General features: G+C 56.4%; 14 protein-coding genes. 6 read left to right on the top strand and 8 right to left on the bottom strand.

Going from position 1 to position 23,755, the window contains the following annotated elements; all coding sequences use genetic code 11:
- Positions 1–29 precede the first annotated feature (29 nt).
- Both gltD and gltB read right to left on the bottom strand, forming a co-directional pair.
- Entirely contained in the window at positions 30–1,448 is a 1,419-nt protein-coding gene (gene gltD, locus ACQG2G_RS19860; RefSeq protein WP_013098959.1) for a glutamate synthase subunit GltD, read from the bottom strand.
- A 9-nt stretch (positions 1,449–1,457) separates the two neighbouring features.
- Positions 1,458–5,918 (bottom strand): glutamate synthase large subunit, encoded by a 4,461-nt coding sequence (gene gltB / locus ACQG2G_RS19855; RefSeq protein ID WP_248078681.1) that lies wholly within the window; start codon positions 5,916–5,918, stop codon positions 1,458–1,460.
- Positions 5,919–6,599: 681 nt separating this feature from the next.
- On the opposite strand from gltB, the gene ACQG2G_RS19850 reads away from it, so the two are divergent.
- The gene (locus tag ACQG2G_RS19850; protein ID WP_097533874.1) at positions 6,600–7,541 is read left to right on the top strand and encodes a TIGR01212 family radical SAM protein; all 942 of its coding nucleotides are present in this window, start codon (positions 6,600–6,602) and stop codon (positions 7,539–7,541) included.
- Here ACQG2G_RS19850 and ACQG2G_RS19845 read toward each other — a convergent pair.
- The gene (locus tag ACQG2G_RS19845) at positions 7,521–9,023 is read right to left on the bottom strand and encodes a helicase HerA-like C-terminal domain-containing protein (protein ID WP_061772664.1); all 1,503 of its coding nucleotides are present in this window, start codon (positions 9,021–9,023) and stop codon (positions 7,521–7,523) included. The genes ACQG2G_RS19850 and ACQG2G_RS19845 overlap by 21 nt on opposite strands.
- 137 nt (positions 9,024–9,160) lie before the next feature.
- Here ACQG2G_RS19845 and ACQG2G_RS19840 point away from each other — a divergent pair, with 137 nt between their 5' ends.
- Both ACQG2G_RS19840 and ACQG2G_RS19835 read left to right on the top strand, forming a co-directional pair.
- On the top strand, positions 9,161–10,807 hold the full coding sequence (locus ACQG2G_RS19840) for a dihydroxyacetone kinase subunit DhaK (protein ID WP_061772663.1): 1,647 nt from the start codon (positions 9,161–9,163) through the stop codon (positions 10,805–10,807).
- A 122-nt stretch (positions 10,808–10,929) separates the two neighbouring features.
- On the top strand, positions 10,930–12,105 hold the full coding sequence (locus tag ACQG2G_RS19835; RefSeq protein WP_038418736.1) for an IS4 family transposase: 1,176 nt from the start codon (positions 10,930–10,932) through the stop codon (positions 12,103–12,105).
- A gap of 48 nt (positions 12,106–12,153) precedes the next feature.
- Here ACQG2G_RS19835 and ahr read toward each other — a convergent pair whose 3' ends face one another.
- The 5 genes from ahr to pepA all read right to left on the bottom strand — a co-directional run bounded on the left by ahr (position 12,154) and on the right by pepA (position 18,780).
- On the bottom strand, positions 12,154–13,173 hold the full coding sequence (ahr, locus tag ACQG2G_RS19830) for an NADPH-dependent aldehyde reductase Ahr (protein WP_013098954.1): 1,020 nt from the start codon (positions 13,171–13,173) through the stop codon (positions 12,154–12,156).
- A gap of 83 nt (positions 13,174–13,256) precedes the next feature.
- On the bottom strand, positions 13,257–13,760 hold the full coding sequence (locus ACQG2G_RS19825) for a GNAT family N-acetyltransferase (RefSeq protein ID WP_023619941.1): 504 nt from the start codon (positions 13,758–13,760) through the stop codon (positions 13,257–13,259).
- Positions 13,761–13,883: 123 nt separating this feature from the next.
- A complete protein-coding gene (locus tag ACQG2G_RS19820; protein ID WP_094084874.1) occupies positions 13,884–16,739 on the bottom strand; it encodes a valine--tRNA ligase in 2,856 nt (951 codons plus the stop codon).
- Positions 16,739–17,182, bottom strand: a complete 444-nt coding sequence (holC, locus tag ACQG2G_RS19815) for a DNA polymerase III subunit chi (RefSeq protein ID WP_008502815.1) — start codon at positions 17,180–17,182, stop codon at positions 16,739–16,741. The genes ACQG2G_RS19820 and holC overlap by 1 nt, the downstream gene beginning before the upstream one ends.
- Positions 17,183–17,268: 86 nt before the next feature.
- Positions 17,269–18,780: a leucyl aminopeptidase gene (gene pepA / locus ACQG2G_RS19810; protein ID WP_061771690.1), complete on the bottom strand. Its 1,512-nt coding sequence runs from the start codon at positions 18,778–18,780 to the stop codon at positions 17,269–17,271.
- A 266-nt stretch (positions 18,781–19,046) separates the two neighbouring features.
- Here pepA and lptF point away from each other — a divergent pair, with 266 nt between their 5' ends.
- From lptF to arcB, 3 genes are all read left to right on the top strand, one after another.
- Positions 19,047–20,147 (top strand): LPS export ABC transporter permease LptF, encoded by a 1,101-nt coding sequence (gene lptF / locus ACQG2G_RS19805; RefSeq protein WP_029883394.1) that lies wholly within the window; start codon positions 19,047–19,049, stop codon positions 20,145–20,147.
- Positions 20,147–21,229, top strand: a complete 1,083-nt coding sequence (lptG, locus tag ACQG2G_RS19800) for an LPS export ABC transporter permease LptG (RefSeq protein ID WP_013098949.1) — start codon at positions 20,147–20,149, stop codon at positions 21,227–21,229. The genes lptF and lptG overlap by 1 nt, the downstream gene beginning before the upstream one ends.
- Positions 21,230–21,364: 135 nt before the next feature.
- Positions 21,365–23,698: an aerobic respiration two-component sensor histidine kinase ArcB gene (gene arcB / locus ACQG2G_RS19795; protein WP_029883392.1), complete on the top strand. Its 2,334-nt coding sequence runs from the start codon at positions 21,365–21,367 to the stop codon at positions 23,696–23,698.
- Positions 23,699–23,755 lie beyond the last annotated feature (57 nt).

The raw sequence follows: 23,755 nt of genomic DNA, 5'->3' as shown, positions 1-23,755 counted from the left end.
AGTTGGCCCGGCAATCGCCGGGCCATTTTTTACACTTCCAGATAGTTCAGTATACCGTCTGCCGCCTTACGGCCTTCGGCAATTGCCGTCACCACCAGGTCAGAACCACGAACGATATCACCACCGGCGAAGATTTTCGGGTTGCTGGTCTGGAACGCATTGTCGCTGCCTTCTGGCGCGATAATACGACCCTGCGAATCCAGCTCAACGCTGTGCTTCGCCAGCCATTCCATGCTGTGAGGACGGAAACCGAACGCCATGACGACCGCGTCAGCCGGGATCACGTGCTCAGAACCAGCCACGATCTCCGCGCGACGACGGCCTTTGGCATCCGGGGCACCCATCTCGGTGCGCGCCATCTTCACGCCGCTCACTTTACCATTGGCATTCACTTCAATACCCAGAGGCTGGATGTTGAACTGGAACTCCACGCCCTCTTCACGCGCGTTTTTCACTTCGCGTTTTGAGCCCGGCATGTTCTCTTCGTCACGACGGTAAGCACAGATTACGTGCGCCGCGTTCTGACGAATGGAGGTACGCACGCAGTCCATCGCGGTGTCACCACCGCCCAGCACCACCACGCGTTTGCCTTCCATGCTGACGTAAGGCTCGTCAGCCGTTTCGCCATATCCCATGATCTGCTTGGTGTTGGCAATCAGGAACGGCAGCGCGTCGTACACGCCTGGCGCGTCTTCGTTCTCGAGTCCGCCACGCATGGACTGATAGGTACCCACGCCCAGGAACACGGCGTCGTAATCCTTCAGCAGATCGTCGAGCTGCACGTCGCGGCCCACTTCTACATTCAGTTTGAACTCAATGCCCATGCCGGTGAAGATTTCACGGCGACGGGTCATAACCTCTTTCTCCAGCTTGAAGGCCGGGATACCGAAGGTCAGCAGGCCGCCGATCTCCGGATGACGGTCAAAGACCACCGCCTTCACGCCGTTACGGGTCAGGACATCCGCACAGGCCAGGCCCGCCGGACCCGCGCCGATGATCGCCACGCGCTTGTCGGTTTGCTTCACGCCAGTCATATCCGGACGCCAGCCCATCTCAAACGCTTTATCGTTGATGTAGCGCTCAATGTTACCGATGGTCACCGCGCCAAACTCGTCGTTCAGCGTACAGGAGCCTTCACACAGACGGTCCTGCGGACACACGCGGCCGCACACTTCTGGCAGGGTGTTGGTCTGGTGAGAAAGCTCGGCGGCTTCAAAGATACGCCCTTCGTTGGCCAGCTTCAGCCAGTTAGGGATGTAGTTATGGACCGGACATTTCCACTCACAGTAAGGGTTACCGCAGGACAGGCAGCGGTCTGCCTGTGCTTTGGCCTGGCCTTCTGAAAATGGCTCATAGATTTCAACAAATTCAATTTTACGGATCTTCAGCGGTTTCTTTGGCGGATCAACACGCTGCAGGTCGATAAACTGGTATACGTTCTGGCTCATCTGAATTCCTTACTGCGCCTGCACACGCAGCTCTGCTGCGCTACGACTACGGTGACCCAACAGGGCTTTAACATCGCTGGACTTCGGTTTAACCAGCGCGAATTTCGCAGAGAACGCCGGCCAGTTCGCCAGGATCTCTTCGCCGCGCGAAGAACCGGTATGCTGCACGTGTTCGGTAATCAAACCGCGCAGGTGTTCTTCGTGGATCGCCAGCGTATCAACGTCCAGCACTTCCACCAGCTCCGGGTTCACGCGTTTGCGGAACTCACCATCTTCATCCAGGACGTATGCAAAACCGCCCGTCATGCCTGCGCCAAAGTTCACGCCGGTTTTCCCCAGCACGCAAACAATCCCGCCCGTCATGTATTCACAGCCGTTATCGCCAATGCCTTCCACCACGGTGATAGCACCGGAGTTACGCACCGCAAAACGCTCACCCGCACGGCCCGCGGCAAACAGACGGCCACCGGTCGCGCCGTACAGGCAGGTGTTACCGATGATGCTGGCTTCGTGACTGCGGAAGGCAGAGCCCACCGGAGGACGCACCGCCAGCAGACCACCCGCCATGCCTTTACCGACGTAGTCGTTAGCATCGCCGGTCAGGTACAGCTCAACGCCGCCGGCATTCCACACGCCGAAGCTCTGACCCGCCGTACCGCTGAAGTGCGCGGTGATCGGATCCGCTGCCAGCCCCTGATCGCCGTGCTTTTGCGCGATGTAACCAGAGAGCGACGCGCCCACAGAGCGGTCGGTGTTGCGGATATCAAACCAGAACGTTTTACTCTGCTTCTCATCCACATATGGCTTCGCCTGCTGCAGCAGCTGCGCGTTCAGCACGCCATTGTCGAACGGCGGGTTGTTCTCGCTGCAGTAGACCGCCTTACCTGGATGCGGCTCGGCCGTTTCCAGCAGCTTGCCCAGATCCAGTTTCTGCTGTTTGGCAGTGAAACCGTCCAGCTCTTTCAGCAGGTCCGTACGGCCAATCAGATCCACCAGACGTTTTACACCCAGCTGCGCCATCAGCTCGCGGGTTTCACGGGCGATGAAGTCAAAGTAGTTCGTCACTTTGAACGGCAGGCCGTGATAGTGGTTCTTACGCAGCTTCTCGTCCTGGGTTGCAACGCCGGTCGCACAGTTGTTCAGGTGGCAAATACGCAGGTATTTACAGCCCAGCGCAACCATCGGGCCGGTACCAAAGCCGAAGCTTTCCGCACCCAGAATCGCCGCTTTGATGATGTCGAGGCCGGTTTTCAGACCGCCGTCCACCTGCAGACGGATCTTATGACGCAGACCGTTTGCCACCAGCGCCTGTTGGGTTTCCACCAGGCCCAGCTCCCACGGACAACCCGCGTATTTCACGGAAGAGAGCGGGCTTGCACCAGTACCACCGTCATAACCGGCGATGGTTATGAGATCCGCATAGGCTTTCGCCACACCGGTCGCGATGGTGCCGACGCCCGGTTCGGAAACCAGCTTCACGGAAATCATCGCTTTCGGGTTGACCTGTTTCAGGTCGAAAATCAGCTGCGCCAGATCCTCGATAGAGTAGATATCGTGGTGCGGCGGCGGGGAGATCAGCGTCACGCCCGGTACCGAGTAACGCAGTTTGGCGATGTACGGGGTGACTTTATCACCCGGTAACTGACCGCCTTCGCCCGGTTTTGCCCCCTGAGCGACTTTAATCTGAATGACGTCGGCGTTGACCAGGTACGCTGGCGTTACGCCAAAGCGACCGGATGCCACCTGCTTGATACGGGACACTTTATTGGTGCCGTAGCGGGCAGGATCTTCACCGCCTTCACCGGAGTTAGAGTTACCGCCGATGCTGTTCATCGCTTCGGCCAGCGCCTCGTGGGCTTCCGGGCTTAATGCGCCGATGGACATAGCAGCGGTGTCGAAGCGTTTAAACAGCTCAGACGCAGGCTCTACGTCGTCGATGCTGACCGCTTCATCACCTGGGTTCAGCGCCAGCAGATCGCGCAGCGTGGCTGCCGGGCGGTTGTTCACCAGCTCAGCATACTGCTGATAATCGCTGTACTCGCCGCTCTGGACGGCCTGCTGCAGCGTGCGCACCACGTCCGGGTTGTAGGCGTGATACTCACCACCGTGAACGTACTTCAGCAGACCACCCTGCTCCAGCGGCTTACGTGCCAGCCAGGCGCGCTTAGAAAGGTTCACCAGATCCTGCTGGAAGTCGGCAAAACCGGCTCCACCGATGCGGCTGACCACGCCCTGGAAGCAGAGGTTTGCCACGTCGTTATGCAGGCCAACCGCTTCAAACAGCTTCGAGCAGCGGTAAGAGGCGATGGTCGAGATGCCCATTTTGGACATGATCTTGTAAAGGCCTTTGTTGATGCCGTTACGGTAGTTCAGCATCACGGTACGGTAATCTTTGTCGATCGCGCGGGTGTCCACCAGACGAGCCAGCGTTTCGTAGGCCAGGTATGGATAGATCGCCGTCGCACCAAAGCCTAACAGCACAGCAAAGTGGTGCGGATCGCGCGCGCTTGCGGTTTCAACAATGATGTTGGCGTCGCAGCGCAGGCTCTTATCGACCAGACGCGTCTGGATAGCCCCCACCGCCATTGGCGCAGGCACCGGCAGGCGGTTCTTCGCGATATTACGGTCAGACAGCACCAGCAGAACGGTGCCGTTACGCACCATCTGTTCCGCTTTGTCACACAGCGCGTTCACCGTCTCTTCGAGGGTCGCTTCGGTCACGTCGAAGGTAATATCGAGCGTGTCTGCACGGTAGTGATCCTCTTTCAGCGTGGTGAGCTGTTTGAAATCGGAGTAAAGCAGGATCGGAGATTTAAAGGTCAGGCGGTGAGCCTGGCCTTCTGCCTCGCAGAAGACGTTCATCTCGCGACCAATGCTTGTTGCCAATGACATGACGTGGGCTTCACGCAGCGGGTCGATTGGCGGGTTGGTCACCTGTGCAAACTGTTGACGGAAGTAGTCATAAATTACACGCGGCTGGCTGGAGAGCACGGCAAACGGGGTATCGTCACCCATGGAGCCGACAGCCTCCTGGCCGTTTTCACCAAGCACGCGGATGACGGAATCCAGCTCTTCCGCACTGTAGTTAAACTGTTTCTGGAAGCTTGCCAGCGTATCGTCGTCCAGCTCGCGGCTGCCCACTTCTTCGTCCGGCAGATCTTCGAACGGCACCAGACGGCGCACGTTTTTCTCCATCCACTCTTTATAGGGATGGCGGCTCTTCAGATCGTTATCGGTTTCGGCGGAGTGCAGAATACGCCCACCGCGGGTATCGATAACCATCAGCTCGCCCGGCCCTACGCGGCCTTTCTCAACCACTTCGTCAGGCTGGTAATCCCAGATACCGACTTCTGAGGCGCAGGTGATGAGCTTGTCTTTGGTGATGACGTAGCGCGCCGGACGCAGACCGTTACGGTCCAGGTTACAGGCGGCGAAACGACCGTCGGACATGACGATGCCCGCCGGGCCATCCCATGGCTCCATATGCATGGAGTTAAAGTCAAAGAATGCGCGCAGCTCCGGATCCATGTCCGGGTTGTTCTGCCAGGCCGGTGGCACGAGCAGACGCATGGCACGCACGATATCCATGCCGCCTGCCAGCAGCAGTTCCAGCATGTTATCCATGGAGCTGGAGTCAGAGCCGGTTTCGTTAACGAACGGCGCAGCATCATGCAGGTCCGGGATCAGTGGGGTCTGGAACTTATAGGTACGGGCGCGCGCCCACTGGCGGTTACCGGTGATGGTGTTGATCTCGCCGTTGTGCGCCAGATAGCGGAACGGCTGTGCCAGTGGCCAGCGTGGAACGGTGTTGGTGGAGAAGCGCTGGTGGAACAGGCAAATGGCCGATTCCAGACGCAGGTCCGCCAGGTCCAGGTAGAAGCGCGGCAGGTCAGCCGGCATACACAGACCTTTATAGATGTTCACTAGGTTCGAGAGGCTACAGACGTAGAACTCTTTATCGTCCTGGAGACGTTTTTCAATGCGGCGGCGGGCGATAAACAGACGGCGTTCCATATCACGTGGACGCCAGCCCGCAGGCGCATTAACAAAAATCTGTTCAATACGAGGCAGCGAGGAGAGGGCGATTTCACCGAGCACCCCTTCGTTGGTTGGCACATCGCGCCAGCCGACAATAGACAGGGTTTCACGCTGAAGTTCTTCTTCAACGATGCGGCGTGAGGCGGCAGCTTTTTCAGGATCCTGATTCAGGAACAGCATACCGACAGCGTAGTTTTTGGCTAAACGCCAGCCGCGCTCTTCCGCCACGATACGGAAGAAACGATCCGGTTTTTGCAGCAGCAGGCCGCAACCGTCGCCGGTTTTACCATCGGCAAGGATGGCACCACGGTGCTGCATACGGGCCAGTGCGTGAATAGCAGTACGCACTACCTTGTGGCTAGGTTCGCCTTCTATGTGGGCGATCAGGCCGAAACCACAGTTATCCTTCTCAAGGGATTTATCGTACAACATATCAGTGAACCTCCCCAGGCTCGTCGGGCTTCCCACTGAACCGTGGCGCACAGGCACAGAAAGAGCATGGCGACGGGGTTTGCGTTTCATACGCGGACCTCGCATTCGCCCTCTTTTCATCCTTTCGCGCAGGTAAACAAGTTTGAGGACTTGCTTCAGAGGGAATCTCAATTACTGCATAAATATGATGAGCAGGCCGCTCATCCAGAAAGCTTCCAGCGGATTTCCAACTTATCGGGAATTGGTACACAGGTCAAATGGCAATCTTATTTATACAAAAATGTGCTATAGAGAAGATAATGCATTGTATTTAAAAGATATTTAACTATTTTTACAACCACTAAGCGCCCTGCGAAGTCGCAGCGGAGTGTGATCTGACTCACTATATGAAAGCGGTATTATTGATGCAGCATGCTGAATAGCGGTTTTATGGCAGGATAATAAACTGCTGTGCGGTTTAAACCCGCATAAAGTCACTGTTTTTCAGTGCTGGCGTTATAAATAAAAAAAACAATCAGAACATAAGGAAAAGTAATCACATTTGGGGTGAATGAAATTGCAGTAATCTTGAGTAGTTATTCAAATAGATAAAGGCCAGCCAGGGCGATTGATCCAGGTCATCGCCGATGGTGGCTAAAAATGGCAGGCTTGTCCCCTTTCTTCGGGACGGTCTATCAGATTATGCAGTTACAGAAATTAGTCAATATGTTTGGTGGGGATCTTTTGCAGCGCTACGGGCAAAAGGTTCACAAGCTGACGCTGCATGGCGGTTTTAGCTGCCCGAATCGCGATGGTACGCTCGGGCGCGGCGGCTGCACCTTCTGTAACGTGGCCTCCTTTGCGGACGAGGCGCAGCAGCATAAATCTATCGCGGAACAGCTCGCGCATCAGGCCCGTCTTGTGAACCGGGCAAAGCAGTATCTGGCCTATTTCCAGGCCTACACCAGCACATGGGCGGAAGTGCAGGTGCTGCGTTCGATGTATCAACAGGCGGTCGCTCAGGCGAACATTGTCGGGCTGTGTGTCGGTACGCGTCCGGACTGCGTGCCCGACGCGGTGCTGGATTTACTCAGCGAGTATAAAGAGCAGGGCTATGAGATCTGGCTGGAACTAGGCCTGCAGAGCGCGCATGACAAAACCCTGCACCGTATTAATCGCGGCCATGATTTTGCCTGCTATCAGCGCACCACCCGCCTGGCCCGCGAACGTGGCCTGAAAGTCTGCACGCATCTGATTGTCGGCCTGCCGGGAGAAGGGCTTCAGCATGGCCTGGAGACGCTGGAAAAAGTCGTTGAGACAGGCGTGGACGGGATCAAGCTGCACCCGCTGCATATTGTGCAGGGCAGCATTATGGCCAAAGCCTGGCAAGCCGGGCGGTTAAACGGCATCGCACTCGACGAGTATACGGTAACGGCAGGGGAGATGATCCGTCATACGCCGCCCGAGATTGTCTATCATCGTATCTCCGCCAGCGCCCGCCGTCCAACGCTTCTGGCACCGCTATGGTGTGAGAACCGCTGGACGGGGATGGTGGAGATTGACCGCTATCTGCATGAGCACGGTGTGCAGGGCTCGGCGCTGGGACGGCCGTGGGTCGCTCCGCTACCGGCGGCGACCGCCTAACAGACTCCCCAGCATGCCGCGCACTATCTGATTCGTGACCTGCCGCGCGGCGCTTTTCGCCATCGTCTGTACAACGCCATCGCGCTTGCCGCCGCGCGGCCCGGTACTGCCAAACAAAATGTCTTTCAGCCCACCCAGAATGCCGTCATCCACCGCGACTGACTGCCCCTTGGCGGGTGGGGCGTCCTGCGAGTCGGTGGTGGCCTGTACCCCTTTTTGCAGCATCTCGAAGGCAGATTCGCGATCCACTTCATCTTCGTATTTCCCGTAAACCGGGGAGTGGTTAATCAGTCCGTTGCGCTCATCGTCCGTTACCGGCCCCATTCGCGAGCAAGGGGCAATCACCATGGCGCGTTCCACAATGGACGGGCTGCCTTTGGCATCCAGGAAGGAGATCAGCGCCTCACCGGTACCCAGCGCCTGAATCGCCGCTTCGGTATCAAAGGCCGGGTTCGCGCGCATGGTTTGTGCGGCAGCTTTGACGGCTTTCTGATCTTTTGGCGTAAAGGCGCGCAGGGCGTGCTGGACGCGATTACCGAGCTGCCCCAGCACGTTATCGGGGATATCCGACGGGTTTTGCGAAACAAACCACACGCCGACGCCTTTGGAGCGGATCAGCCGGATAACCTGCTCGATCTTGTCGAGCAGCACCTGCGGCGCATCGTTGAACAGCAGGTGCGCTTCGTCGAAGAAGAACACCAGCTTCGGCTTCTCAAGGTCGCCCGCCTCCGGCAGCTGTTCGTAAAGTTCAGAGAGCATCCACAGCAGGCTGGCGGCGTAGAGTTTCGGCATCTGATAGAGCTTCTCTGAGCTCAGAATGTTGATGATGCCTTTGCCGTTGCTGTCAGTGCGCATCCAGTCTTTGATATCCAGCATCGGCTCGCCGAAGAAATGCTCTGCACCCTGTTGCTCCAGCGTCAGTAACCCGCGCTGAATGGCCCCCACGGAGGCACTGCTGATGTTGCCGTACTGGTTCTGGAAGGATTTAGCGTTATCGCCGATGTATTGGGTAATGGCGCGCAGATCTTTGAAATCGAGCAGCAGCAGCCCCTGATCGTCGGCAATACGGAAGATGATGTTCAACACCCCGGACTGGACATCGTTGAGATTCAGAAGACGGGCCAGCAGCAGCGGGCCAAGATCGGAGACGGTGGCACGTACCGGATGACCTTTCTCACCAAAGATATCCCAGACAACTACCGGGTTGTTGTGCGGCGTCCAGTCATTGACGCCGATATTTTTCAGACGCTCAAGGAGTTTTTCTGAGGGGGCCCCCTCCTGAGCCACACCGGTTAAATCACCTTTTACATCGGCCATAAAGACCGGCACGCCAACCTCAGAGAGCGATTCGGCCAGCTTCTGCAGGGTAACGGTTTTCCCCGTCCCGGTGGCGCCGGTGATCAGGCCGTGACGGTTCGCCATCGCAGGCAGTAAAAACAGCTCTTTCTCCAGCGTCCTGGCAATTAACAATGGTGTACTCATGATACTCATCCTCTCTTAGTCCTGGGTGGAGTATAGGCAACCTGACGGCAAAATGGCGTTAAAAATTCCTTACTTTGCGGCGTATTACCCAGCGCGGACTATGCTTTTGCATACGGTTCACAACAAGTTGAGAATGTATGTCCAGATTCTTTTTTAATAATCGCAAACAACTGGTCAACGATGCTATTGAAGGCATTCTGATTTCTGCTCCGCACGGTAACCTCGTCAAGCTTGATGTTGATCCTGCCATTCGCATTGTGGCCCGCAGCGACTGGGACAAGAGCCGCGTGGCGGTGATCTCTGGTGGCGGTTCCGGCCACGAGCCTGCACACGCCGGGTTTGTCGGCAAAGGTATGTTGACGGCAGCAGTGTGCGGCGATCTGTTCGCCTCGCCGAGCGTGGATGCGGTGCTGAATGCCATTGTGGCGGTGACGGGTGACCGTGGCTGCCTGCTGATCGTTAAAAACTACACCGGTGACCGCCTGAATTTTGGTCTGGCGGCAGAAAAGGCGAAACGCTACGGCCTGAAGGTGGAGATGGTCATTGTGGCAGACGATATTGCGCTGCCGGACAACAAACAGCCGCGCGGCATTGCCGGTACGGCGCTGGTTCATAAGATCGCGGGTTATGCCGCAGAGCACGGAAAATCGCTGAGTGAAGTGCGTGATATTGCGCAACAGGCCTGCGATAACCTCTGGAGCCTGGGCGTTGCGATGCAAACGTGTAATCTGCCGGGAAGCGACGAGGAAGAAGGGCGCATTAAGCAAGGTCATGTCGAGCTGGGTCTGGGCATTCATGGTGAGCCGGGGGCTTCCGTCGTGGATACGCAGAACAGTAAAGCGATTATCGACACGCTGGTGACGCCGCTCAAGGCGAAGGCGGGTGACGGGCGCTTCGCAGTGTTGATCAATAACCTGGGGGGCGTATCAGCGCTTGAGATGGCTCTGCTCACCAAAGAGCTGGCCCACTCGGCACTGAAAGATAACCTGGCGTACCTGATTGGCCCGGCACCGCTGGTGAGCGCCCTGGATATGAAGGGCTTTTCGCTGACGCTGCTGAAGCTAAACGATCTGTTCGAAAAAGCCCTTCATGAAGAGGTTGAGACGCTGGGCTGGCAGAAGCCGGTGGCGTTTGCCCCGCTGCGTACCCAGGAGCATAGCGCGATCCATGACCGCGTGGAGTTTACCCCGTCCGCAAATCCGCAGGTGGGCGAATATGTCTCTGTGGTGACAAAGACGTTGATTCAGCTGGAAAACCGTCTGAACGCGCTGGATGCGAAAGTGGGGGATGGTGATACCGGATCTACCTTTGCGCAAGGGGCGCGGGAGATTGCGCAGCGTCTGGAGGAGAATAACCTTCCTCTTGACGACGTGTCGACATTACTTCTGCTGGTGGGCGAGCGGCTGGCAACGGTGATGGGCGGATCGAGTGGCGTATTAATGTCGATCTTTTTCACGGCAGCCGGACAAAAGCTGCATGACGGACAATCGCTTGCGGATGCATTGCTGAGCGGGCTGGCACAAATGAAGCAGTATGGCGGGGCCGATCTCGGCGATCGCACGCTGATTGATGCGCTACAGCCGGCGCTGGAGACGTTGCAGAAAAACGATCTTCAGGCGGCGGCGCAGGCGGCACAGCAGGGCGCAGAGGCAACGGCCAGAATGGGCAAAGCGGGCGCGGGACGTTCGTCATATGTGAATAAAGAGAATCTGGATGGGGTAATGGATCCGGGAGCGGTCGCGGTGGCAGAGGTGTTTAAGGCCATGGTAGAAGCAAAACGGTAACAACCGTTACCGTTTTTAGTGTTTGCGACCTCTCCCGGTGGGCTGAGGGTTCCCCAGAAAAATGAAAAGCACGATGAAGTGTGATCTACTGGTTGCGCTAACAAATCAGAAGAGACCTCATCGTGCCTTTACAGACAGTCTGCCAGAAATTTTTCTCCGCGTCTTTACCGGACGTTCACAGCTTCCGGATTAATGTCCTTGTTTCCATGGCCGTTGCCCTCACGCACGGTGCGGATCTGACCCTGACCAGCCTTGGTCGCACTCTTCCCGGCAGAGCGCACGTCAAAAATAAAATTAAACGTGTTGACCGTGCCCTGGGTAATACCGCCCTTCACCGGGATATTCCCCGTATTCAGCACCTGCTCACACATACCATCACCTCCCTGATGCCCTTCTGTGTGATTGCTGTCGACTGGACAGGCTGGCATGACAGGAACTGGTATCTTCTGCGGGCAAGCCTGGTCTGTAATGGTCGCTCACTGCCGCTTATGAGTGAGGTTGTCCCCGCAGAGCTGGCGCAGAACAGCGATGTACAGTGCCGCTTCCTTGACCGCCTGCATGATGCCATCCCGAAAGATAAAGCCGTCACCATCATTACGGATGCAGGCTTCCGGACAGACTGGTTCCGGCATGTCAGCCAGCTGGGCTGGAGCTTCACCGGCAGGGTCAGGGGCTGCATCAGCTTCCGGCTGGATGGAGATAAAAAGTGGATGAAAATCAGTGAGCTTGAGGCTACCGGACAACCGGTCTGCGTGGGTTACGGTGTCCTGTCCCGTAAACCACGAACGCCCTGTTACGGCCGGTTCTATCTGCATAAGCGCCCTGACGCAGGGCGTCAGGGAAAAGGGGGGATGCCGAAAACACAGCGGGAACACCGCAGTAGCGCGCGGGAGCCCTGGCTGCTGTTCAGTAATGCAGAGGGACTGGAGCCGCACCAGATAATGGCCCTGTACAGCCGCAGAATGCAGATAGAACAAAACTTCCGGGACGACAAAAGTCCACGCTTCGGGTTCGGTCTGAGGCTGAGCCGGAGTCAGGGAAAAGGGCGACTGGAAGTGCTGAATATGGTCGCGGCAATGGCAAGCCTGGTGATGTGGCTGGCAGGTTACAGGGCAGAAAGGCAGTGTTTACACTGGCACTATCAGGCAAGCAGCATCAGGCACAGACGGGTTCTGTCATACCTGAGTCTGGCGGAAGAAGTCATCCGGCATGAGCCCGGGAAAGTAAGACGGCTGAATATAGTTAACGAGATGAAAAAGCTGGGAAAAGAGTACAGTAATATGGTCATGGTGGCATGACCATATTACTGGGGATCCCTCAGCCCGGTGGGAGAGGGGTGTGTCACATTAAAAATCTGCTTTCAACACCACACGGTAACGGGCTTTGCCGTCACGCACGTGCTGGATCGCTTCGTTGATTTTCGACATCGGATAGAGTTCGGTGGTTGGCGATACTTTCGTGCGCCCGGCGAACTTCATCAGTTTGCGCAACTCGAACGGCGTGCCGGTTGCAGAGCCGGACACGCTGCGATCCCCGCCGATCAGGGTAAACGCCGGAACCGGCAGCGGCTTCAGCACGGCACCCACCGTATGGAAGTTACCGCCGTAGGCCAGTGCTTCAAAGTACGGTTGCCAGTCGAGATCGACATTAACGGTGTTGATGATCAGATCGAATTGACCCGCCAGTGCTTTCAGCGCGTCTGGATCGCGGCTGTTCACCACTTTATCCGCTCCCATCGCCAGCACTTCTTGCTCTTTCGCCGGGTTAGAACTGAATGCCGTCACTTCGCAGCCCATCGCGTGCAGCAGTTTGATGGCAATATGACCGAGCCCCCCGATACCAATCACACCCACACGGCTGGTGGCGGTGATATGGTGCATCAGCAGCGGTTTAAAGACGGTAATGCCGCCGCACAGCAGCGGGCCTGCGGATTCGATATCAATGCTGTCCGGCAGCGGAATGACCCACTGCCAGTCGGCGCGCAGTTTATCGGCAAAACCGCCCTTGTTGAGGATGGTTGGAACGGCGCCTTCAAGGCAGTTGATCTGGTTGCCGCTGATACAGGCGTCGCAATGACCGCAGCTGCGTGCCGTCCAGCCAATACCCACGCGCTGGCCCACTTTCAGGCCTTTGTCCTGCGCAGCGCTGCCGAGCGCTACGACGCGGCCAATCACTTCGTGTCCGGCGACCAGTGGATAGCTTGAAAAGCCCCATTCGTTGTCGATCATGGAGAGATCCGAGTGGCAGATCCCGCAGTAATCAACCTGTACTTCGACGTCTTCTGCTTTTAGTTCGCCCGCATCGTACTCGTACAGTTCAAGTTCTGCACCCGCCTGCGGTGCGGCGTAGCTTTTTATCTTCGACATCGTGTTTCCCCCGTTATGGTGTGAACTGAGAGTGTAGAGCATTCAGTTAACCACCGCTTAACAGAAGAGGGCAGCAAAAGTATTTACAACGTTTTCAGCATCCTGACTTCGCAATCGACGTGGCCGGTGCAGCCCAGCGGTGCATCAATATGCTCAAAGCCCAGATGTTCATACAGGCCGATGGCCTCTTTGAGGAAGGCGGTTGTTTCGAGGTAACAACGTGTAAAACCCTGATTGCGGGCATAGTCGAGTGCGACCAGCGCCAGTTTCTTCGCCAGGCCTTGTCCGCGAACAGATGGCAGGAAATACATTTTCTGCAGCTCGCAGATATCCGGCTCGCTGCAGCTGAGCGGAGCAACGCCGCCGCCGCCCACCACCTGGCCATTCTGCTCAATAACCCAGTAGGCGTGGCCCGGCTGGCTGTAAAGCTGGAACAGCTCGTCCAGATTTGGATCAGCAACCGTGTAGCCTTTATCAGCCGTCAGGCCATATTCGGCAGAAACCGTACGGATAACGGCGGCGATAGCCGGGTTGTCCTGCACAGCGATCCGACGCATCGTCGTCGCGACGGGGGTAATCACGCTCATAGCATTACTCATTACAAAAATTGACACACAATTGCTGTTAATAGCACCGCAGAAAGGGGAGTGCAAGCGAGGAGTTTTCAGGAAGAATACCCCTTACGCCCTGAAGCGTAAGGGGTAAAAGCATTACAGGGCCGCAATCACCGCCTGCTGCTCAATCAGCTTGGTCTTCGCATCGGCGAAAGCAACCAAGCGTTCACGCTCTTTGGCGATGACCGCTTCCGGCGCGCGGGCGACAAAGCCTTCGTTCGCCAGTTTGCTTTCGATTTTGCCAATTTCCACGTCGACTTTCGCCACTTCTTTCGCCAGACGTGCCAGCTCAGCGTCTTTGTCGACGAGACCCGCCATTGGGATCAGCAGCTCAGCGCCGTCGATGATTTTCGTCACGGAGACCGGACCTTTGTCATCGGCTGGCAGCACGGTGATGCTTTCCAGACGCGCCATGGTTTTCAGGAAGGTATTGTTCTCGGTGACACGACGAACAGCCGCCTCGCTGCAACCGCGCAGGAGCAGCTCCAGCGGTTTGCCCGGGGCGATGTTCATTTCTGCACGGATGTTACGTACAGCAACGATCGCCTGCTTCAGCCACTCGGTATCCGCTGAGGCAGCTTCATCCACTTTAGCGGCATCAAATTCCGGGAACGGCTGCAGCATGATGGTGTCGGCGTTGATGCCCGCGATCGCTTTCACACGCTGCCAGATGGTTTCGGTGATAAATGGAATGATCGGGTGCGCCAGACGCAGCAGGCCTTCCAGCACAGTGATCAGCGTGTTACGCGTGCCGCGCAGTTCTGCCTCCGTTCCGCCGTTCATGACCGGCTTCGCCAGCTCCAGGTACCAGTCACAGAACTGGTTCCAGGTGAATTCGTACAGAATGCCCGCCGCGATGTCGAAGCGGTAGCTGTCCAGCGCCTCGCGGAACGCTTTCACCGTCTGGTTGAATTCCGCCAGGATCCAGCGGTCGGCCAGAGAGAGGATCATCTCGCCGCCGTTGAAGCCGCAATCTTGATCTTCGGTGTTCATCAGCACGAAGCGGCTGGCGTTCCACAGTTTGTTACAGAAGTTACGGTAACCTTCCAGACGCTTCATGTCCCAGTTGATGTCGCGACCGGTGGAGGCCAACGCCGCCAGAGTGAAACGCAGGGCGTCAGTACCGTGAGATTCAATCCCGTTCGGGAACTGCTTCTCGGTGCGCTTGCGGATCTTCTCTGCCAGCTGTGGCTGCATCATGTTGCCGGTGCGTTTTTCCAGCAGCTCTTCCAGGGAGATCCCGTCCACCATATCCAGCGGGTCAATGACGTTGCCCTTGGATTTGGACATCTTCTGGCCTTCATCGTCACGGATAAGACCGGTCATATAGACGGTATGGAACGGAACCTGCGGCTTGCCGTTTTCATCTTTAATGAAGTGCATGGTCATCATGATCATGCGGGCAATCCAGAAGAAGATGATATCGAAGCCAGATACCATCACGCTGGTTGGGTGGAACTGACGCAGCGCGTCGGTGTTCTCTGGCCAGCCGAGGGTGGAGAAGGTCCACAGCGCGGAGGAGAACCAGGTATCCAGCACGTCTTCGTCCTGACGCAGGGCGACATCCGCGCTCAGGTTGTTTTCCTGACGCACTTCATCTTCGCTGCGGCCAACGTATACGTTGCCTTCGTTGTCGTACCATGCCGGGATACGGTGACCCCACCACAGCTGACGGGAGATACACCAGTCCTGAATATCGCGCATCCAGGAGAAGTACATGTTTTCGTACTGCTTCGGCACGAACTGAATGCTGCCGTTTTCAACCGCTTCAACAGCCGGTTTTGCCAGCACGTCGGCACGCACATACCACTGGTCGGTCAGCATTGGCTCGATAACCACGCCACCACGGTCGCCGTACGGCACGGTCAGATCGTGAGGTTTAATCTCTTCCAGCAGGCCGAGTGCGTCAACGGCAGCCACAATCGCTTTACGCGCGGCAAAGCGTTCCAGCTTCTGGAACTCCGCCGGAATGTCGCTTGAGTAAACGTCGGATTCGTTGCCTTTGGTGTCATACACTTCTGCGCTTTCACGGATGTCACCGTCGAAGGTCAGAATGTTGATCATCGGCAGGGCGTGACGACGACCCACTTCGTAGTCGTTGAAGTCATGCGCCGGGGTGATTTTCACGCAGCCGGTGCCTTTTTCCATGTCGGCGTGTTCGTCGCCCACAATCGGAATGCGGCGGTTCACCAGCGGCAGCACCACGAATTTGCCAATCAGATCTTTATAACGCGGATCTTCCGGGTTAACGGCCACGCCGGTATCGCCCAGCAGGGTTTCCGGACGGGTGGTCGCCACCACTAAGTAATCTTTACCGTCTGCGGTTTTCGCGCCGTCTGCCAGCGGATAGCGGATGTGCCACATGGAGCCTTTAGACTCGCGGTTTTCCACTTCCAGGTCAGAGATCGCGGTGCGCAGTTTCGGGTCCCAGTTAACCAGGCGTTTGCCACGGTAAATCAGGTCTTCTTTGTACAGACGGACGAACACTTCTTTTACGGCGTTGGAAAGGCCTTCGTCCATGGTGAAACGCTCGCGCTCCCAGTCTACGGAGTTACCGAGACGGCGCATCTGACGGGTAATGGTGCCGCCAGATTCTGCTTTCCACTGCCAGATTTTGTCGATAAAGGCGTCGCGACCGTAATCGTGACGGGTTTTACCCTCTTCAGCGGCAATCTTACGCTCAACCACCATCTGGGTCGCGATACCCGCGTGGTCAGTCCCCGCCTGCCACAGGGTGTTTTTGCCCTGCATGCGCTGGTAGCGGATCATGGTATCCATGATGGTCTGCTGGAAGGCATGACCCATATGCAAACTGCCGGTGACGTTCGGCGGCGGGATCATGATGCAGAAGGACTCTTTGCTTTCATCGCCGTTAGGCTTGAAATAGCCCTGCTGTTCCCAGTGCTCGTAAAGCGGCTGTTCGATATCGCGTGGGTTATATGTCTTTTCCATTATTTCCAGGTTGCCGTATTCAGGTTAAAACCAGCCAGGCGGTACGCTTTGTAGCGTTCGCGCGCCAGTTGTTTCAAGGATTCTTCGTAAGGGACAAAGTCTACCACTTCTGTGAAAGCGGTGGCAAAATCTGCAAAATCTATCCGCAGGCTAATCAGAATATCGCGCGCGCTGCTGTTGCGCTTTTGCGGCCAGGCTATCTCGACCGGTGCGCCGCCGCGCGGCCCTTCGCCAGACAGGTTATGCGGTACAAAACTCTCCGGCGGGCGCGCCCACAGCGCTTCGTCAAGACGAATCGCCTGCTGTTCATCTTCACAGGCAATCAGAACCCGTTTACCTGCGCGCCAACGTTCTGCGGCAATTTCACACACCAGCTGTTCTACGGCGCTGAGGCCATCCTGATGGGTGTCATTGTCCAGAAGGTAGAACGTTGCATTCTTCATATATGGGGCTTCTTGTGCTCACTTTAAATGCTTAAGCCGGGTGGCGGCTTCGCCTTACCCGGCCTACGATTTACTGCCGTTTTGACTTACTCGTCGCCATTAAATCCGGCGCGATTGAGCAGGAACTGCGACAGCAACGCAACCGGACGACCGGTCGCGCCTTTGGCTTTTCCGGAGCGCCATGCGGTGCCGGCAATATCCAGGTGCGCCCAGTTGTACTTGCGGGTGAAGCGTGCCAGGAAGCAGCCCGCGGTGATGGCACCACCAGGACGGCCGCCGATGTTTGCCATGTCCGCAAAGTTAGACTCCAGCTGTTCCTGGTATTCGTCACCCAATGGCAGACGCCATGCGCGGTCGCCGGCTTGTTCGGACGCGCCGATAAGTTCGTGCGCCAGCGGATTGTGGTTCGACATCAGGCCGGTGATGTGGTGGCCCAGCGCGATCACGCAGGCACCGGTCAGGGTGGCCACGTCGATCACCACGTCAGGTTCGAAGCGTTCAACGTAGGTTAATACGTCGCACAGCACCAGACGGCCCTCGGCATCGGTGTTCAGCACCTCAACGGTCTGGCCGGACATGGTGGTCAGGACATCACCCGGACGATAAGCGCGTCCACCCGGCATGTTTTCGCAGCCCGCCAGCACGCCGATAACGTTAATCGGTAACTGAAGTTCAGCCACCATACGCATCACGCCATACACCGCCGCTGCACCACACATGTCGTACTTCATCTCATCCATGCCTTCAGAAGGCTTGATGGAGATACCACCGGAATCGAAGGTCAGGCCTTTACCAACCAGCACAATTGGACGCGCGTCTTCTGACGGATTGCCCTTGTATTCGATAACCGACATCAGGGATTCGTTCTGCGAGCCGTTGCCCACCGCCAGGTAAGAGTGCATACCCAGCTCTTTCATCTGCTGTTCGCCGATAACGCGGGTGATGACATTCTTGCTATAGGAGTCAGCCAGCTGGCGCGCCTGAGAGGCCAGATAGGCGGCGTTACAGATATTAGGCGGCATGTTGCCTAAATCTTTTGCGGCTTTAATCCCGGCGGCAATCGCCAGACCATGCTGGATAGCGCGCTCGCCGCTGGTGAGTTCGCGACGGGTTGGCACGTTAAAGACCATTTTACGTAACGGACGACGCGGCTCGCTTTTATTGGTCTTGAGCTGATCGAAGCTGTACAGACTCTCTTTTGCGGTTTCGACAGCCTGACGCACTTTCCAGTAGGTGTTACGGCTTTTGACGTGCAGTTCAGTCAGGAAGCAAACGGCTTCCATAGAGCCGGTATCATTCAGCGTATTAATTGTTTTCTGAATCACCTGCTTATACTGACGTTCATCCAGCTCGCGTTCTTTGCCGCAGCCAATTAGCAGAATACGTTCGGACAGCACGTTCGGAACATGGTGCAGCAACAGCGTCTGCCCAGGTTTGCCTTCCAGTTCGCCACGGCGCAGCAGGGCGCTAATGTAGCCGTCACTGATTTTATCGAGTTGCTCGGCGATTGGGGAGAGTCGGCGTGGTTCAAAGACGCCCACAACGATGCAGGCACTCCGCTGTTTCTCCGGGCTACCGCTTTTTACACTGAACTCCATGCACTACGCTCCTGAATCTTAAAGACAACAGCGGCTGCTACGGATAGAATTGAAACCTTTCGTAACTCAAGTCCGCTGTTGTGGTGACTTCGTGTTAATCTTACGTTATTACGGTTTCGACACGTCAGAAAAAGTCCTGAAGCGTGAATCCGCCGGGTGTTTTAATCTTAGCGATGATTTCGACGACTCAAGAGAATAAATGACGTTTAAGCCATGAAACAAGCGATTTTCCAGCAAAGAGACGGGTTTTTACGGGCGTATTTAAAGTGATAATCATAAGATATCTGGTGCGGGAGACGCTCAAAAGCCAACTGGCGATCCTCTTCATCCTGCTGCTGATTTTTTTCTGTCAGAAGCTGGTCAAGATCCTCGGTGCGGCCGTTGACGGCGAAATTCCAACGAATCTGGTGCTTTCCCTGCTTGGTTTAGGGATCCCGGAAATGGCGCAGCTTATTCTGCCGCTAAGTCTTTTCCTCGGTCTGCTCATGACGCTCGGTAAGCTTTATACCGAGAGTGAAATCACGGTGATGCATGCCTGTGGCTTGAGCAAAGCTGTTCTGGTGAAAGCCGCCATGATACTGGCGCTGTTCACGGGTATCGTCGCCGCGGTGAATGTGATGTGGGCGGGCCCAATGTCCTCTCGTCATCAGGATGAAGTGCTGGCTGAAGCAAAAGCGAACCCCGGTATGGCGGCATTAGCGCAGGGGCAGTTCCAGCAGGCGACCGACGGAAACTCAGTGCTGTTTATTGAGAGCGTCGACGGCAGTAAATTCAACGACGTCTTCCTGGCGCAGCTGCGAACCAAAGGAAACGCCCGTCCATCGGTGGTGGTGGCAGACTCCGGTCAGCTTGCGCAGCGCAAAGATGGTTCCCAGGTCGTGACGCTGAATAAAGGCACCCGCTTTGAAGGCACCGCGATGCTTCGTGACTTCCGTATTACGGATTTCCAGAACTATCAGGCCATTATTGGTCATCAGGCGGTGGCGCTCGATCCAACGGATACCGAGCAAATGGATATGCGTACGCTGTGGAACACCGATACCGACAGAGCGCGTGCGGAGTTCCACTGGCGTATTACGCTCGTCTTCACCGTGTTTATGATGGCATTGATTGTCGTGCCGCTGAGCGTGGTGAACCCGCGTCAGGGGCGCGTGCTCTCAATGCTGCCGGCGATGCTGCTGTACCTGATCTACTTCCTGCTGCAAACCTCGATTCGTTCTAACGGCGCGAAGGGTAAGCTGGACCCGATGGTCTGGACGTGGTTCGTCAACAGCCTGTACATCTTACTGGCGCTGGGATTAAACCTGTGGGATACGGTGCCAGTGCGCCGCATACGTGCCCGATTTTCGCGTAAAGGAGCCATCTAATGCAGGCGTTTGGCGTTCTTGATCGCTATATCGGTAAAACCATTTTTACCACCATCATGATGACGTTGTTCATGCTGGTGTCGCTCTCCGGCATTATTAAATTTGTCGATCAGCTGAAAAAAGCCGGGCAAGGGAGCTACGACGCGCTGGGTGCAGGGATGTATACCCTGCTCAGCGTGCCAAAAGATGTGCAGATCTTCTTCCCGATGGCAGCCCTGCTGGGCGCGCTGCTGGGGCTGGGGATGCTGGCACAGCGCAGCGAACTGGTTGTGATGCAGGCATCGGGCTTTACCCGTTTGCAGGTGGCGCTGTCGGTCATGAAAACCGCGATCCCACTGGTGCTGCTGACCATGGCGATTGGCGAGTGGGTGGCACCGCAGGGCGAACAGATGGCGCGTAACTATCGTGCCCAGGCGATGTACGGCGGTTCACTGCTCTCTACACAGCAAGGGTTATGGGCGAAAGATGGCCAGAACTTCGTCTATATCGAACGCGTGAAAGGGGATGATGAGCTGGGCGGCGTGAGTATTTACGCCTTCAATGATGAGCGTCGTTTACAGTCTGTACGTCACGCATCGTCAGCGAAGTTTGACCCCGAACACAAGCAGTGGCGGTTATCCCAGGTTGACGAGTCTGACCTGACGAACCCAAAACAGATCACCGGCTCTCAGACGGTGTCCGGGACGTGGAAAACCAACCTCACGCCGGACAAACTCGGGGTGGTGGCGCTGGATCCGGACGCGCTCTCCATCAGCGGGTTGCACAACTACGTCAAATACCTGAAGTCGAGCGGGCAGGATGCCGGGCGTTATCAGCTCAATATGTGGAGCAAAATCTTCCAGCCGATGTCCGTGGCGGTGATGATGCTGATGGCCCTGTCGTTTATCTTTGGCCCGCTGCGTAGCGTACCGATGGGTGTTCGAGTGGTCACCGGGATCAGCTTCGGCTTTGTATTCTACGTCCTCGATCAGATCTTTGGCCCGCTGACGCTGGTTTACGGCATTCCGCCAATTATTGGTGCGCTGCTGCCGAGCGCCAGCTTCCTGCTGATCAGCCTCTGGCTGCTGCTGAAACGCTCCTGATTGTCCTCTCCTCGCTTCCGGTTAGCCGGAAGCGAGGCTAATCTCCTGTTTCACCCCGCACTTTTTCTCACAACCTTCAACGTCCCGCCGCGAATTTGAGTATTATTGAGCGATAAAGTCGTGAAGGGATCCTCTATGAAGCAAATTCGAATGCTTGCCCAGTACTACGTCGACCTGATGATGAAGCTCGGGCTGGTGCGTTTCTCCATGCTGCTGGCGCTGGCGCTGGTTGTTCTGGCCATTGTCGTGCAAATGGCCGTGACCATGGTGTTGCATGGTCAGGTCGAGAGTATCGACGTCATCCGCTCTATCTTCTTCGGTTTGCTGATCACCCCCTGGGCGGTCTATTTTCTTTCCGTCGTCGTTGAACAGCTGGAGGAGTCCCGTCAGCGCCTGTCAAAACTGGTTGATAAGCTGGAAGAGATGCGCGAGCGCGATTTAAAGCTCAACGTCCAGCTGAAAGACAACATTGCCCAGCTTAACCAGGAGATTTCAGATCGTGAGAAGGCGGAAGCCGAGCGTCAGGCGACGCTTGAGCAGCTGAAAATCGAAATGAAAGAGCGTGAGGTGACGCAGATCCAGCTTGAGCAGCAATCCTCTTTCCTGCGTTCATTCCTTGATGCTTCTCCGGATCTGGTTTTCTACCGTAACGAAGACAAAGAGTTCTCCGGCTGTAACCGGGCGATGGAGCTGCTGACCGGCAAAAGCGAAAAGCAGCTGATCCACCTGAAACCCCAGGATGTGTACTCCGAAGAGGCGGCCGCCAAGGTCATGGAGACGGACGAAAAAGTCTTCCGCCACAATGTCTCGCTGACCTATGAACAGTGGCTGGATTACCCGGACGGGCGTAAAGCCTGCTTTGAAATCCGTAAAGTGCCGTACTACGACCGCGTCGGGAAACGCCACGGCCTGATGGGCTTTGGCCGCGATATCACCGAGCGTAAGCGTTATCAGGATGCCCTTGAGCGCGCCAGCCGCGATAAGACGACCTTCATCTCCACCATAAGCCATGAACTGCGTACCCCGTTGAACGGCATCGTCGGCTTAAGCCGTATTCTGCTGGACACCGACCTGACGGCGGAACAGGAAAAATACCTCAAAACGATCCATGTCTCGGCGGTCACGCTGGGGAATATCTTCAACGATATTATTGACATGGATAAGATGGAGCGCCGTAAAGTCCAGCTTGATAACCAGCCGGTTGATTTCACCAGCTTCCTTGCCGATCTGGAAAACCTGTCCGGCCTGCAGGCGCAGCAGAAGGGGCTGAGCTTTGTCATGGAGCCAACCCTGCCGCTGCCGCACAAAGTGGTCACGGACGGCACGCGTCTGCGCCAAATCCTCTGGAACCTGATCAGTAACGCGGTGAAATTTACCCAGCAGGGGCAGGTGGCGGTGCGTATCCGTTATGACGAAGGAGACATGCTGCACTTTGAGGTGGAAGACTCAGGCATTGGCATTCCGCAGGAAGAGCAGGACAAAATCTTTGCCATGTATTATCAGGTGAAGGACAGCAACGGTGGTAAGCCTGCTACCGGCACGGGCATTGGCCTGGCGGTATCGAAACGGCTCGCGAAGAGCATGGGCGGTGATATCACCGTGGCCAGCCAGGCGGGCAAAGGCTCTACCTTTACGCTGACGGTGCATGCCCCGGCGGTGGCAGAAGAGGTTGAGGATACCTTTGAACAAGACGATATGCCGCTCCCGGCGCTGCATGTTCTGCTGGTAGAAGACATCGAGCTGAACGTGATTGTGGCGCGCTCGGTGCTGGAAAAACTGGGTAACAGCGTGGACGTGGCGATGACCGGAAAAGCCGCGCTGGAGATGTTTAAACCGGGCGAATATGACCTCGTCCTGCTGGATATTCAACTGCCGGACATGACCGGGCTGGATATCTCCCGTGCGCTGACAACGCAGTATGCCGCCGATGAACTGCCGCCGCTGGTCGCGCTGACGGCCAACGTCCTGAAAGATAAAAAAGAGTACCTCGATGCCGGTATGGATGATGTGCTCAGCAAGCCGCTGGCGGTGCCTGCTCTGACCGCCATGATCAAGAAGTTCTGGGATACCCATGATGAAGAGGAGAGCACCATGACGTCTGTTGATAGCGCGAAGACCCAAACGATTCTGGATACTGCGATGCTGGAGCAGTACATCGACCTGGTTGGCCCAAAACTGATAACCGATGGTCTGGCCGTGTTCGAAAAAATGATGCCTGGCTACCTGAGCGTGCTGGAGTCCAACCTGACCGCACGCGATCAGAAAGGCATTGTGGAAGAAGGACATAAGATCAAAGGCGCTGCAGGCTCTGTCGGGTTACGCCACTTACAGCAGTTGGGACAACAGATTCAGTCACCTGATTTACCGGCATGGGAAGATAACGTGGGTGATTGGGTCGAAGAGATGAAACAAGAGTGGCAGAACGATGTGGCGGTGCTCAAAGCCTGGGTGGATGCCAGAAAAAAATGACCCCGGCTTAACCGGGGTGCGCGAATACTGCGCCAACACCAGGGAAATCGTGGCTGC

Origin of the sequence: Enterobacter cloacae complex sp. 382A5, assembly GCF_050031095.1 — a bacterium.
GTDB classification, from domain to species: Bacteria; Pseudomonadota; Gammaproteobacteria; order Enterobacterales; family Enterobacteriaceae; genus Enterobacter; species Enterobacter cloacae.
This window is presented reverse-complemented; position numbering and strand designations above follow the sequence as displayed.